This is a genomic window from Anaerococcus sp. (assembly GCF_030825785.1).
Classification (GTDB): domain Bacteria; phylum Bacillota; class Clostridia; order Tissierellales; family Peptoniphilaceae; genus Anaerococcus.
Window position 1 is genome coordinate 41,005 of the sequence record NZ_JAPJPG010000002.1, and the last position, 12,681, is coordinate 53,685.

Below are 12,681 nucleotides of genomic sequence, written 5' to 3' on the forward strand. Positions count from 1 at the left end.
ATGGGCCAAAAAGTAAACCCAAAAGGATTTAGAGTAGGTGTTATCAAGGACTGGGATTCAAAATGGTTCGCAGACAAGAAAGATTTCTCAGATCTATTAGTTGAAGATTATAACATCAGAAAAATAGTTAAAAAAGAAGTATACGATGCGGGTATTTCTGATATAGAAATAGAAAGAGCAGTAAACAACCTTAAGATTACAGTATTTGCTGGAAAACCAGGAATGGTAATCGGAAAAGGTGGATCTGGAGTTGAAGAACTTAAGAAAAAACTTGAAAAAGTTGCTCCAGGAAAGAGAATCATCATCAATGTTGAAGAGATCAAATACCAAGATCTTTCTGCTCAACTTGTAGCTGAAAATATCGCAAGCCAACTTGAAAACAGAGTGGCATTTAGACGTGCTATGAAACAATCTATCCAAAGAACAATGAGAGCTGGCGCAAAAGGTATCAAGACAATGGCATCTGGTAGACTTGGTGGAGCTGATATGGCTAGAAGCGAAGGATATTCAGAAGGAACAATCCCACTTCAAACACTAAGAGCAAACATTGACTACGGATTTGCTGAAGCTGATACAGAATACGGAAAGATTGGTTGTAAAGTATGGATCTACAAGGGCGAAGTTCTTCCAGGAGAAAAAGCTCAAAGAGAACCAAAGATGAAACAACCAAGAAACAACAGAAGAAGAAGAAATAATAGACGTCCAAATAATAAATAAGGATATCGCTATTTAAAGAATTAGGAGAGAATTATTATGTTAATGCCTAAAAGAGTTAAATATCGTAGACAACATAGAGGCAGAATGAAAGGTTACGCTCACAAAGGTAATGAACTTGCTTATGGTGAGTACGGTCTTCAAGCAGTAGAATCTACTTGGATGACAGCAAACCAAATCGAGGCTGCTCGTCGTGCGATGACAAGATATATCAAAAGAGGCGGAAATATTTGGATCAAAGTATTTCCAGACAAGCCAGTTTCAAAGAAACCAGCAGAAGTAAGAATGGGATCTGGTAAAGGTGCTCCAGAATATTGGGTTGCTGTAGTAAAACCAGGTAGAGTATTATTTGAGATGAGTGGTGTTAGTGAAGAGGTTGCTAGAGAAGCTATGAGACTTGCAGCGCAAAAACTTCCAATCAAGACAAAATTCATCCAAAGACTTGAAGTTACAGGTACGGAGGAATAAGGATGAAAGTAGCAGAAATCAGAAATTTATCAGACCAAGATTTAGATAAACAATTATATGATTTACAAAGTGAGCTTTTCAATCTTCGTTTTAGACTTGCAACAGGACAACTTGAAAATCCATCAGCTATAGGTTCTGTTAAAAGAGATATAGCTAGAGTTAAGACAATCCAAACAGAAAGAAAGCTTAATTTAAATAGGGAGGCTTAAGTTTCATGGAAAGAAATAGAAGACACGTACTTAAAGGCGTTGTCGTATCTGATTCAATGGATAAAACTATATCAGTTTTAGTTGAAGAAAAGATCCAACACCCAGTGTACAAAAAAAGAATTAACAGAAGCAAGAAATACAAAGCTCATGATGAACTAAATGAGGCTAAAGTTGGCGATACAGTTGTAATAATGGAAACAAGACCACTATCTAAAACAAAAAGATGGAGACTCGTTCGCGTAAGCCAAGCAGCAGAAATTGTTTAATTAGATATAGGAGATTATTATGATACAACAAGAAACTCGTATGAGAGTTGCAGATAACTCCGGAGCAAGAGAACTTTCAGTAATCAAAGTTCTTGGAGGAACTGGAAGAAAATATTCTAATATCGGAGACGTTGTGGTTTGTTCAGTTAAAAGTGCAACACCCGGAGCAGCGGTAAAGAAAGGTGCTGTTGTTAAAGCCGTTATAGTTAGATCAAAAAGAGGTCTTAAAAGAAGCGACGGATCATCAATTAGATTTGATGAAAACGCAGCAGTCGTTATCAAAGACGACTTAAGCCCAGTTGGAACAAGAATTTTTGGACCAGTTACTAGAGAGCTAAGAAGTGAAGGATTCATGAGAATCATCTCACTTGCACCGGAAGTATTATAGGAGGATTATATGCACATTAAAAAAGGCGATAAAGTCCAAATAATATCAGGTGAATATAAAGGACATGTAGGCGAAGTAGTAAAGGCCCTACCAAAAGAAGGAAAAGTAATAGTCGAAGGTGCAAATATTAGAATTAAACACCAAAAGCCAACACAAATGGGGGCTGAAAGCGGAAGACTCGAGAAAGAATGTCCAATCGATGCTTCTAAAGTACTTCTATACTCAGAAGAACTTAAAAAAGGTGTTAGAACTAGAGTAGAGTTTGTAGATGGCAAAAAAGTTCGTGTATCTACTAAAACAGAAGAAAAATTCGACTAGTTCAAAGGAGATATTATGACAAGTAGATTAAAAGAAAAATATCAAAACGAAGTTGTTGGCAAACTTACTGAACAATTCGGATACGAAAATGTTCACCAAGTACCAAAACTTACTAAGATTGTTATAAACGTAGGACTAGGTGAAGCAAAAGATAACCAAAATCTTCTAAATGCTGCAAAAGATGAACTTGCATTAATCACAGGTCAAAGACCAATAGAACTAAAGGCAAAGAAATCTGTAGCTAACTTCAAACTTAGAGAAGGTCAAGCAATTGGTACAAAAGTAACTCTAAGAAGAGAAAAAATGTATGACTTCTTGGACAAACTTATCTCAATTTCTCTACCACGTGTAAGAGACTTCAGAGGAATTAATCCAAACAGCTTTGACGGACGTGGAAACTATTCATTAGGTATCAAGGAACAACTAATCTTCCCTGAAATCAAATATGATGATGTAGACTTCCTACATGGTATGGATATCAGCATAGTTACTACAGCTGAAACAGACGAAGAAGCAAAAGCATTCTTAGAATTAATGGGAATGCCATTTAGAAAATAATTAAGGAGCAAAAATGGCTAAAAAGTCACTAAGAGCTAAACAACAAAGAAAACAAAAATTCTCCACAAGAGAATATACAAGATGTAAACTTTGTGGAAGACCACACGGCTACTTAAGAAAGTATGGAATCTGCCGTATTTGCTTTAGAGAACTTGCAAATAATGGACAAATTCCAGGAGTAAGAAAAGCAAGCTGGTAATTAAGGGGGAATAATATTATGATGACAGATCCAATAGCGGATATGCTAACAAGAATCAGAAATGGTAACAAAGCAAACCATACAAGTGTTTCATTACCATCTTCTAATGAGAAAAAAGCTATTGCCCAAATTCTGCTTGATGAAGGCTTTATTACAGGATTTAACGTAGAAGAAGACGGCAAACAAGGTATACTTACAATTGATTTAAAATATACTGAAAATGGTGAGAAAGTAATCTCAGGTCTAAGAAGAATTTCAAAACCAGGACTTAGAGTTTATGTAAAAGCAAATGAAGTTCCTAAGGTACTTGACGGACTAGGAACAGCAATCATTTCAACATCAAAAGGACTATTAACTGATCGCGCTGCAAGAAGTGAAAATGTAGGTGGCGAAGTTATTTGTTACGTATGGTAAGGAGATATATATGTCAAGAATAGGAAAACTTCCAATTGAAATACCTTCTGGAGTAACAATAGAAATTAACGATCGCACAGTAAATGTTAAGGGACCTAAGGGCGAAGATAGCCTTGAAGTTTCAAAGAATGTAGGACTAGAATTAAATGAAAATGAACTTTCAGTTACAATTCCAGAAAACTACACAAAAGCACAAAACGTCGATCACGGATTATACAGATCTCTAATTAACAATCTTGTAGTTGGAGTATCAGAAGGATATAGCAAAACACTTCAAATCGAAGGAACAGGATATAGAGCAAACAAACAAGGAAAGAACCTAGTAATGAACTTAGGATTCTCTCACCAAGTAACAATGCCAGATCCTGAAGGAATCGAAGTAGAAGTGCCAAATGATAGAACAATTGTAGTTAAGGGAATTAACAAACAATTAGTAGGTCAACATGCTGCAAACATCAGAAACTGGAGAAAACCTGAACCATATAAGGGCAAGGGAATCAGATACGTTGATGAGCATGTAAGACGTAAAGTTGGTAAAACAGGTAAGTAGGAGATAAGTAATGGCTAAAAAAACAAAACAAGAAAAACTTTTAACTCGTAAAAAAAGAGTAAGAGCTAAAGTAAGCGGAACTCCTCAAAAACCAAGACTAAGCGTATATAAATCAAACACAAACATTTATGCCCAAGTTATTGACGATGTAAATGGAGTTACACTAGCAAGTGCAAACACCCTACAAGAATCAGTAGCTGACGGAGCTAAAAATAACGCTAATATAGAAGCTGCTAAAAAAGTTGGCGCTGCTATCGCAAAAGCTTGTGCTGATAAGGGAATCGAAACTGTAGTATTTGACAGAAACGGCTACCTATATCACGGAAAAGTTGCTGCCTTAGCTGAAGCGGCAAGAGAAGCTGGTCTTAAATTTTAATTGAGGAGGTATTAGATGAATTATTTATTAAGAAGTGAAGTAGAAAAGCTAAACCTCGAAGACAGAGTAGTTGCTATAAACAGAGTTGCAAAAACTGTAAAGGGTGGACGTAACATTAGATTTTCAGCCCTAGTAGTTGTTGGAAATGGTAATGGTTATGTTGGAATCGGAACTGGTAAGGCTACAGAAGTACCTGAAGCTATTAGAAAAGCTAGTGAAGATGCTAAAAAGCACATGATTAATGTTCCAATAGTAGGAACTACAATTCCTCACAGAATTCACGGAGCAAAAGCAAGCGGAAAGGTTCTCTTAATGCCTGCTAAAGAAGGTACAGGAATCATCGCTGGTGGCCCTGTTCGTGCTATCTGTGAACTTGCTGGATATAAAGATATCAGAGCTAAAAACTTAGGTTCATCAAACCCAAGAAACATTATCAATGCTTGTATCGAAGGTTTCGCTAGCATGAAGACTGTTGAAGAAGTTGCAAAACTTCGTGGCAAATCGGTAGAAGAATTCGATTATTAAGGAGAGTAAAATGGCGAAACTTGAAATCACATTAAAAAGATCTTTTATCGGTAGAAAAGATGGACAGATCGCAACATGTAAAGCACTTGGCCTTAAAAAAATCGGTCAAACTGTTACAAAAGAAGATAATAACGCAACAAGAGGAATGATCAATAAGGTATCATTCATGGTTGACGTTAAAGAATTAGACTAAGGGGTGTAAGATGAAACTACATGAATTACAACCTAATGAGAAGTTAAAAAAGGGCAAAAGAAAAGGTAGAGGTCCAGGTAGTGGAAACGGAACTCGTGCAGGACGTGGACAAGACGGACAAAACTCAAGAAGCGGTGGTGGAGTAAGACCAGGCTTCGAGGGTGGCCAAATGCCTTTATACAGAAGACTTCCAAAGAGAGGTTTTAGAAACATCAACAGAAAGTATTACGAAACAATCAACGTTGAAACACTAAATGCTTTTGAAGATGGAACAGAAGTAACACCAGAATTATTATTTGCAAACAAATTCTTAAACAAAAACAAAGCTAAAGCAGGTGTTAAGATTCTTGGAGATGGAGAACTTAACAAAAAGCTTACAGTAAAAGCTCACAAATTTACTAAATCAGCGGTAGAGAAGATCGAAAATGCTGGCGGCACAATCGAAGAACTCGAAACTAAAAAATGGGACAACCCATCTAAAAAAGCTTAGCAGAAAGCATGGTGAGCAATGCTAGATATAATTAAAAAAGCAGCAAAGGAAGAAGAAATAAGAAAAAGATTTTATTTCACTCTTCTAATGCTAGTAGTATATAGACTAGGAAATAATATTCCAATACCATTTATTGATACAAAAGCGCTAGCAGATGCATACAACAATATCCAAGGAACACTTGTAGATTACCTAAACATGTTGACAGGTGGAGGACTTTCCACACTTTCAATATTTGCTCTAGGAGTACAACCTTACATCACCGCATCAATCGTAATGCAGCTACTTTCAGTTGTAATACCAAGACTTGAAGAGTTATCAAGAGAAGGTGAGCAAGGAAGAAAAACAATCCAAAAGTATACAAGATACGTTACAATTGCTCTTGCGATATTCCAAGCTATAGCCATTACAAATGGTCTATACGGAGCTGCATTATCAAGCGCTACAGGTTTCCAAAAAGTTGTAATGAACATAGTCCTAATCGGTGGTACTATGTTTGTAACATGGATGGGTGAGACCATAACAGAAAAGGGACTTGGAAATGGTACAAGTCTTATCATCTTTATGGGTATTATAGCATCCTTCCCAAGGACAATAGCTAGATGGAGACAAGGACTACACTATGATACAACTAGCATAGTATCCATTATCATAATGGCTATTATCATTGTACTAATAGTTCTCGCTGTAGTTGAAATATCTGAGGGAGAAAGAAAAGTACCAATCCAATACGCCAAAAGAGTAGTAGGACGTAAGATGTATGGTGGTCAATCAACCCACATTCCTGTCAAGGTAAACATGGGTGGAGTAATGCCAATCATCTTCGCATCAGCAGTACTTGCCATTCCATCAACTCTATCATTATTATTTGGTGGAAATGGACAAAACTCAATTGCGAACTTCTTCCAAAACTCAGTACTTGGATTTGCGGTATATCTTCTAATCCAAACTGTACTAATCCTAGTATTCGCATACTTCTACAATCAAATCCAATTTAACACTGTAGAATATGCAAAACAACTACAACAAAACGGTGGTTTCATACCTGGAATTAGACCTGGTAAGCCAACTAGTGATTTCCTAGCAAATGTATCAACAAGAATTACATTTATAGGATCAATCGCCCTAGCTTTACTAACAATAGTTCCAGCAATTGCATCAAGAGTTTTAGGTCTACAAATATCCTTCGGTGGTTCATCAGTTATCATCGTAGTTGGTGTAATAATAGAAACTGTTAAACAAATCGAAGCAATGATGACAATGAAACAATACAAAGGCTTTTTAAACAGGTAAGAGATGAATATTATTTTATTAGGCCCTCCAGGAGCTGGTAAGGGTACATTAGCAAATAAGATCATAGAGAAAAAAGACGCAGTTCAGATAGCTACTGGAGATATATTTAGATATAATATCTCCAACAAAACTGAACTCGGAGTCAAAGCGAAATCCTATATGGATAGAGGAGATCTCGTACCAGATGAACTAACAATAGATCTAGTATGGGATGCCTTCGATAAGCATAAAGACGAAAGCAAAGAAGGAAAGATCATTCTTTTTGATGGATTTCCAAGAAACCTTGACCAAGCAAGGGCTCTAGATCAAGGTATGGAAGAAAGAGATCAAAAAATAGATCATGTCGTATATTTTGATGTAGCAGAAGAAGTTCTAATAGAAAGAATCGCTGGCAGAAGAGTGTGCACCAATTGTGGAGCAACCTACCACGTAAAGAACAATCCTCCAACAAAAGAAGGAATATGTGATAGATGTGGAGAGGAACTTATCCAAAGAGATGACGATAAGGAAGAAACAGTCAAAAATAGAATTGATGTCTACAAGGAGCACACAGCCGTACTAATTGATTACTTCAAGGAAAAAGGTATATTATTTAGTATTGATGGCACAAATTCTCCAGACGAAGTCTTTGAAGAATTTTTGAATAAATTAGGAGAATAATTCTAATTTATGCTAATAAGAAAAAACGAAGTGATAGGATCTTCGAGAAATTAGTTGTTAAATGTCTTATTGATATAAGACAATTTGAAATGGCGTTCAATAGACATGAGGACAAGAAAAGGAGGTTCTATCGATGTCAAAAAAAGATGCTATAGAAGTTACAGGAGTTGTTACAGAAGCACTACCAAATGCAATATTTAAAGTTGAGCTTGAAAACGGACACGAAATCCAAGCCCACATTTCTGGAAAGCTTCGTATGAACAGCATTAGAATACTAGAAGGAGATAGGGTAACAGTAGAACTATCTCCATATGATCTAAGTCAAGGTAGAATAACTTGGAGGAAGAAATAGCCCCATAATCCTGGGTGAAGGATTTGAAAAATCCTTCATTTCGAGACTACTCCGTGGAGGGTCTTCCCAGAGCCAGACGGGCTAGCTTAAAACTAAGCGAGAAAGGCTTATAGCCTTTCGAGAGGATAACATCGTGGGTGGAAAATCGTAAGATTTTTCATTAAGATACACTTCAAGCACTACCCATTCATTAAGAATAATCGGAAGATGAGGAGTCAAAATGAAAGTTAGAGCATCAGTTAAAAAAATGTGTGATAAATGCAAAATTATCAAAAGAAACGGTAAAGTTATGGTAATTTGCGAAAATCCAAAACATAAACAAAGACAAGGTTAGGAGGGGCTAATGCCAAGAATAGCTGGTATAGATTTACCTAGAGAAAAAAGAGCAGAAATTGGACTAACTTATATATATGGTATAGGTCGTTCAACTGCAAACGAAATACTAAAGAATGCAGGAATCAATCCTGATACAAAAATGAAAGACCTTACAGAAGAAGAATTAGGTAAAATCCGTGAAGAGTTAAACAACTACCACATCGAAGGAGATCTAAGAAGAGATATCTCAATGAACATTAGAGCTCTAAGAGAAATCGGTAGCTACAGAGGATTAAGACACAAAAACAATCTTCCTGTAAGAGGACAAAACACAAAGAACAATGCAAGAACCAGAAAAGGTAGAAAGGGTTAAGGAGATATATGGCTCAAAGAAGAAAAAGCACTTCTAGAAGAAGAGTTAAGAAAAATGTTGAACGTGGCCAAGCTCACATTAACTCAACATTTAACAATACAATGGTGACCCTTACAGATATGCAAGGTAATGCACTATCTTGGGCATCTGCTGGTCAATTAGGATTTAGAGGTAGCAGAAAGTCTACTCCATTTGCAGCAAGCGAAGCAGCAGATGTTGCAGCTAAGAAAGCTATCGACCAAGGACTAAAAACTGTAGAAGTTTACGTTAAAGGACCTGGTTCAGGAAGAGAATCAGCAATCAGAAGTCTACAAGCTGCAGGACTTGAAGTTACAATGATCAAAGACGTAACACCAATTCCTCACAATGGATGTAGACCTCCAAAAAGAAGAAGAGTTTAGAAAGGCGCGATTATGGCAGTATCAAAAGATCCAGTATACAAAAAAGCAAGAGCTTTGGGAATTTCTCCAGCATACCTAGGATATACAGGAGAAAGCAAAAGAGCTCTTCCAAATAGAAGAGGAAAACTTTCCGAATACGGAATGCAACAAAGAGAAAAACAAAAAGCTAAATTCATCTACGGAGTAAGTGAAAAACAATTTAGAGGATACTACGAAGCCGCTTCTAAAATGAAGGGACAAACAGGTGAACAACTTATAATCCTTTGTGAAAGAAGACTAGACAACATCGCTTATAGATCAGGTCTTGCTAGAACAAGAAGAGAAGCTCGTCAAATCGTAACACACGGACACCTAACAGTTAATGGTAAACAAGTTGACATTCCTTCATACAAGGTAGAAGAAGGCGATGTAATTGAAGTTCGTGAAAAATCTAGATCAAACACACTATTTAAAACTATCAAAGAAACAAATGCGACATTTGGTGTAGTTGAATGGCTATCAAGTGATTTAGAAAACTTAAAAGTAACTGTAGACAGATTCCCTACAAGAGAAGATATCGACATCCCAGTTGAAGAACGTATGATCGTAGAGTTCTACTCTAAGTAGGCATAAATAAAGTTAGAACTAAGGAGTTACCATGATCGAAAAATTAGATACGAATATAAAGATATTGGATATAGACGAAGAAGAAAATTACGGTAAATTCGCCCTATATCCACTTGAGCGAGGATATGGTACAACCATTGGAAACAGTATGAGAAGGGTGTTATTATCATCCTTACCTGGTTCTAGCGTCTCAAAAATACTTATAGAAGGAGTACTTCACGAATTCTCCACTATAGATGGAGTAGTAGAAGATGTTCCTGAAATAGTTCTAAATATTAAGGGTCTAGACGTTACAAAACATGTAGATGAAGATGTAACATTGTTTTTAGACATTGAAGGACCAAAGATTGTAACAGCAAAAGATATCAAAGCAGATAGTTCTGTTGATATAGCAAACCCTGACCACTACATTGCAACAGTTAACGAAAAATCAAGACTATTTATAGCCTTGGATGTTACAGATGGTAAGGGTTATAGAGTATCTGATGATAACAAAAAAGAAAGCGACCCAATAGGTGCTATCGCAATTGACTCATCATTTACTCCAGTTGAGAAAGTAAACTTCACTGTAGAAAATACAAGAGTTGGCGAATCAACCGACTATGACAAACTACTTATGGAAGTTTGGACAAATGGAACTATTACACCACAAGAAGCCTTGGCAGAAGGTTCATCAATTCTAATTGAAAACTTCTCCTTCTTCAATGAATTGCCTAACCAACAATTCCCACCAGAAGAGGAAGTAGAAGAAATAAAAGAAGTTGATGAAGAAGATAACTTATCTGACGAATTGGCAATGACAATAGAAGAATTAGACCTTAGTCTAAGATCATTTAATTGTCTAAAAAGAGCAGGCTTCGATAGAGTTGGCGATATAATTAAAGTTAGTGAATCTGAGCTAAAAGCAATCAAGAACTTCGGTAAAAAGTCACTCACAGAAGTAATAGAAAAGCTAGACGAGTTAGGTCTAAGCTTAAAAGATGAATAGGAGGTAAGTATGGCCGATAAAAGAAAACTTGGCAGAAGAACTGACCACAGAAATGCTATGCTTAGAAACCTTGTGCAATCACTATTAGAAAACGGTAGAATCGAAACTACTGTAACTAGAGCTAAAGAAGCACAAAAAATGGCTGACAAAATGATTACACTAGGAAAGAAGAACACACTTCACACAAGAAGACAAGCAGCAGCTTATTTATACAAGGCAGAAACTGTTCAAAAATTATTTAACGAAATAGCACCAAACTATGAAGATAGAAATGGTGGATACACAAGAGTACTAAAACTAGGACCAAGAAGAGGCGACGGATCAGAACGTGCAATTCTTGAATTAGTATAAAATACTTAGAAATAAGTATAAAATAACTTCTAGCATCTTTGAGAGATTGAAGGTGCTTTTTTTTTGTCCAAAATTATGGGTAAGATTAACTTAAGGAGGAGATATGAATTATAGACTAATAATTTTTGATATGGATGGACTAATGTTTGATACAGAGATCATGTATTACAATTCTTGGTTTGAAGTCTCTAACAAATACGGCTTTCACTTTAACGAGGAATTGAGAAAGAGATTTACAGGCAAGAATGAAGAAAGTATCAGAGAAGAACTATTTAAAATCCTAGGCACTAAAGAAAAAGTGATTAGCTTAAGAGAAGACCTAGAAAGCATTAGGGAAAATTACTTTAGAACTTACACAAAATCTCTCAAAAAAGAAGGACTAGAAGACTTATTATACTACGCAAGAGAAAACAATATAAAATGTGCCCTAGCTTCATCAAGTAATAGAGAAAAGATAGACTTTCTCTTAGAAAAAGAAGAGATAAGGGATTTCTTTGACTATATTATTTCAGGAGATGAGGTAAGTAAAAGTAAGCCCGATCCAGAAATTTTTATCAAAGCCAAGGAAAAGTTTGAGGTAAAATATAGGGAGGCCCTAATCCTAGAAGATTCCTACAATGGCTATCTTGCCTGTAAGAACTCTAATATGAATTATCTTATAATTCACGATTCAAGTTTCGATAAATACTTTGAAGCTGATAGGGAAGCTAGGAACTTAAGAGAAGCAATAAAGCATTTGAAATAATTATTTGATTTTTTCAAAAAAATATTGAAATAATTATTTATTGTGCTATAATTTAACTAAGAAAAGCTTTTCATATAAGGAGTCTCTATGACTTACGCAATAATAATCAAAGAAAGGTCAGGAGATTTCACACCTTCTGACAAAAAAATCGCTAGATATATTCTGGATAAACCCGGTGAGGTAATAAAAATAAACTCTCAAAATCTTGCGGATTTAACTGGAACGTCACAATCAGCCATAATAAGATTTGTTCAAAAAATTGGATATAAGGGATACACCTCCCTCAAGCTTGATATAGCAAAAAGCTTAGAAAATGATGAAATAAACCTTAAGTCAGAAGTGATTTCGGCGAATGATGAGGTAGGAGATATAATAGAAAAAAGCAAAAACAATGTAATATCATCAATAGAAAAAACTTACGCTCTAATAAATGAAGAGCTAATTACGAAGGCAATTGATAGTATTATAAGTGCTAACTTCGTCTACTTAACTGGAATTGGATCATCAGGACTAGTGTGCGAGGATTTTGTCTATAAACTTCAAAGATCAGGAAAGAAAGCCTTCTATGAGACAGATGCACATACAAATTTAAGTTTACTGACGAATATCAAGGAAGACGACCTATTAATTTGTATTAGTTATACTTCCCTTTCGAAAGAAGTATTGATAGCTGCAGAATATGCTAAAAGAATAGGTGCAAAGATAATTAGCATTACGAAAGCTGGTCGAGGAAAACTCGCTAATATGTCAGACATCTTAATACCTCTCCCTGAAATTGAAAAAAAGATGAGATACGGTGCAATTTCATCAAGATTTGCTTCACAAATAATAACAGATATCTTATTCTATGGCTATATATCAAAAAATATGGACGAAGTAGTTAGAAATCTTAAAATTTCTAAACAGTTGACTGATAAATTAAAATAGGA

The 12,681-nt window shown here is 35.7% G+C and carries 25 protein-coding genes; all 25 read left to right on the forward strand.

All coding sequences use genetic code 11. The features are described 5' to 3' along the window. The 25 genes from rpsC (at nt 1) to RCH56_RS00625 (ending at nt 12,679) form a co-directional block, all read left to right on the forward strand. Complete coding sequence (gene rpsC / locus RCH56_RS00505) at nt 1–717, forward strand: 30S ribosomal protein S3 (protein ID WP_306483039.1); 717 nt, start codon at nt 1–3, stop codon at nt 715–717. Nucleotides 718–753: 36 nt separating this feature from the next. Beyond that, nucleotides 754–1,182, forward strand: a complete 429-nt coding sequence (rplP, locus tag RCH56_RS00510) for a 50S ribosomal protein L16 (RefSeq protein ID WP_306483040.1) — start codon at nt 754–756, stop codon at nt 1,180–1,182. A gap of 2 nt (nt 1,183–1,184) precedes the next feature. Continuing rightward, on the forward strand, nt 1,185–1,391 hold the full coding sequence (rpmC, locus tag RCH56_RS00515; protein WP_015778483.1) for a 50S ribosomal protein L29: 207 nt from the start codon (nt 1,185–1,187) through the stop codon (nt 1,389–1,391). A gap of 5 nt (nt 1,392–1,396) precedes the next feature. Continuing rightward, nucleotides 1,397–1,657, forward strand: a complete 261-nt coding sequence (gene rpsQ, locus RCH56_RS00520) for a 30S ribosomal protein S17 (protein ID WP_015778482.1) — start codon at nt 1,397–1,399, stop codon at nt 1,655–1,657. Between the two features lie 19 nt (nt 1,658–1,676). Next, the gene (gene rplN, locus RCH56_RS00525; protein WP_306483041.1) at nt 1,677–2,045 is read left to right on the forward strand and encodes a 50S ribosomal protein L14; all 369 of its coding nucleotides are present in this window, start codon (nt 1,677–1,679) and stop codon (nt 2,043–2,045) included. 9 nt (nt 2,046–2,054) lie between these two features. Then, nucleotides 2,055–2,363, forward strand: coding sequence for a 50S ribosomal protein L24 (rplX, locus tag RCH56_RS00530; protein ID WP_015778480.1), 309 nt, complete (start codon nt 2,055–2,057; stop codon nt 2,361–2,363). Between the two features lie 15 nt (nt 2,364–2,378). Continuing rightward, a complete protein-coding gene (rplE, locus tag RCH56_RS00535) occupies nt 2,379–2,921 on the forward strand; it encodes a 50S ribosomal protein L5 (protein WP_015778479.1) in 543 nt (180 codons plus the stop codon). A 13-nt stretch (nt 2,922–2,934) separates the two neighbouring features. Next, complete coding sequence (locus RCH56_RS00540) at nt 2,935–3,120, forward strand: type Z 30S ribosomal protein S14 (RefSeq protein WP_004836723.1); 186 nt, start codon at nt 2,935–2,937, stop codon at nt 3,118–3,120. 18 nt (nt 3,121–3,138) lie between these two features. Then, nucleotides 3,139–3,534 (forward strand): 30S ribosomal protein S8, encoded by a 396-nt coding sequence (gene rpsH / locus RCH56_RS00545; RefSeq protein WP_306483042.1) that lies wholly within the window; start codon nt 3,139–3,141, stop codon nt 3,532–3,534. A 10-nt stretch (nt 3,535–3,544) separates the two neighbouring features. Further along, nucleotides 3,545–4,084, forward strand: a complete 540-nt coding sequence (gene rplF / locus RCH56_RS00550) for a 50S ribosomal protein L6 (protein WP_306483043.1) — start codon at nt 3,545–3,547, stop codon at nt 4,082–4,084. Between the two features lie 10 nt (nt 4,085–4,094). After that, nucleotides 4,095–4,460, forward strand: coding sequence for a 50S ribosomal protein L18 (gene rplR / locus RCH56_RS00555; RefSeq protein WP_306483044.1), 366 nt, complete (start codon nt 4,095–4,097; stop codon nt 4,458–4,460). Between the two features lie 15 nt (nt 4,461–4,475). Further along, nucleotides 4,476–4,985: a 30S ribosomal protein S5 gene (gene rpsE / locus RCH56_RS00560; RefSeq protein ID WP_306483045.1), complete on the forward strand. Its 510-nt coding sequence runs from the start codon at nt 4,476–4,478 to the stop codon at nt 4,983–4,985. Nucleotides 4,986–4,995: 10 nt separating this feature from the next. Continuing rightward, entirely contained in the window at nt 4,996–5,178 is a 183-nt protein-coding gene (gene rpmD, locus RCH56_RS00565) for a 50S ribosomal protein L30 (RefSeq protein WP_015778474.1), read from the forward strand. Nucleotides 5,179–5,188: 10 nt separating this feature from the next. After that, the gene (gene rplO, locus RCH56_RS00570; protein ID WP_306483046.1) at nt 5,189–5,668 is read left to right on the forward strand and encodes a 50S ribosomal protein L15; all 480 of its coding nucleotides are present in this window, start codon (nt 5,189–5,191) and stop codon (nt 5,666–5,668) included. 18 nt (nt 5,669–5,686) lie between these two features. Further along, entirely contained in the window at nt 5,687–6,961 is a 1,275-nt protein-coding gene (gene secY, locus RCH56_RS00575; protein ID WP_306483047.1) for a preprotein translocase subunit SecY, read from the forward strand. A gap of 3 nt (nt 6,962–6,964) precedes the next feature. Then, nucleotides 6,965–7,621 (forward strand): adenylate kinase, encoded by a 657-nt coding sequence (locus RCH56_RS00580; protein WP_306483048.1) that lies wholly within the window; start codon nt 6,965–6,967, stop codon nt 7,619–7,621. Nucleotides 7,622–7,754: 133 nt separating this feature from the next. Continuing rightward, nucleotides 7,755–7,973, forward strand: a complete 219-nt coding sequence (gene infA / locus RCH56_RS00585; protein WP_015778470.1) for a translation initiation factor IF-1 — start codon at nt 7,755–7,757, stop codon at nt 7,971–7,973. Between the two features lie 220 nt (nt 7,974–8,193). Continuing rightward, the gene (gene rpmJ / locus RCH56_RS00590) at nt 8,194–8,307 is read left to right on the forward strand and encodes a 50S ribosomal protein L36 (protein WP_004818043.1); all 114 of its coding nucleotides are present in this window, start codon (nt 8,194–8,196) and stop codon (nt 8,305–8,307) included. Nucleotides 8,308–8,316: 9 nt separating this feature from the next. Continuing rightward, on the forward strand, nt 8,317–8,661 hold the full coding sequence (gene rpsM / locus RCH56_RS00595) for a 30S ribosomal protein S13 (protein ID WP_306483049.1): 345 nt from the start codon (nt 8,317–8,319) through the stop codon (nt 8,659–8,661). An 8-nt stretch (nt 8,662–8,669) separates the two neighbouring features. Then, complete coding sequence (gene rpsK / locus RCH56_RS00600) at nt 8,670–9,062, forward strand: 30S ribosomal protein S11 (RefSeq protein ID WP_306483050.1); 393 nt, start codon at nt 8,670–8,672, stop codon at nt 9,060–9,062. A gap of 12 nt (nt 9,063–9,074) precedes the next feature. Further along, a complete protein-coding gene (gene rpsD / locus RCH56_RS00605; protein ID WP_306483051.1) occupies nt 9,075–9,668 on the forward strand; it encodes a 30S ribosomal protein S4 in 594 nt (197 codons plus the stop codon). 31 nt (nt 9,669–9,699) lie between these two features. Then, nucleotides 9,700–10,656, forward strand: a complete 957-nt coding sequence (locus RCH56_RS00610) for a DNA-directed RNA polymerase subunit alpha (RefSeq protein ID WP_306483052.1) — start codon at nt 9,700–9,702, stop codon at nt 10,654–10,656. Nucleotides 10,657–10,665: 9 nt separating this feature from the next. Beyond that, the gene (gene rplQ, locus RCH56_RS00615; RefSeq protein WP_015778465.1) at nt 10,666–11,007 is read left to right on the forward strand and encodes a 50S ribosomal protein L17; all 342 of its coding nucleotides are present in this window, start codon (nt 10,666–10,668) and stop codon (nt 11,005–11,007) included. A 103-nt stretch (nt 11,008–11,110) separates the two neighbouring features. Further along, entirely contained in the window at nt 11,111–11,752 is a 642-nt protein-coding gene (locus tag RCH56_RS00620; protein ID WP_306483053.1) for an HAD family phosphatase, read from the forward strand. Nucleotides 11,753–11,839: 87 nt separating this feature from the next. Beyond that, nucleotides 11,840–12,679, forward strand: a complete 840-nt coding sequence (locus RCH56_RS00625; protein WP_306483054.1) for a MurR/RpiR family transcriptional regulator — start codon at nt 11,840–11,842, stop codon at nt 12,677–12,679. Nucleotides 12,680–12,681: the final 2 nt, after the last annotated feature.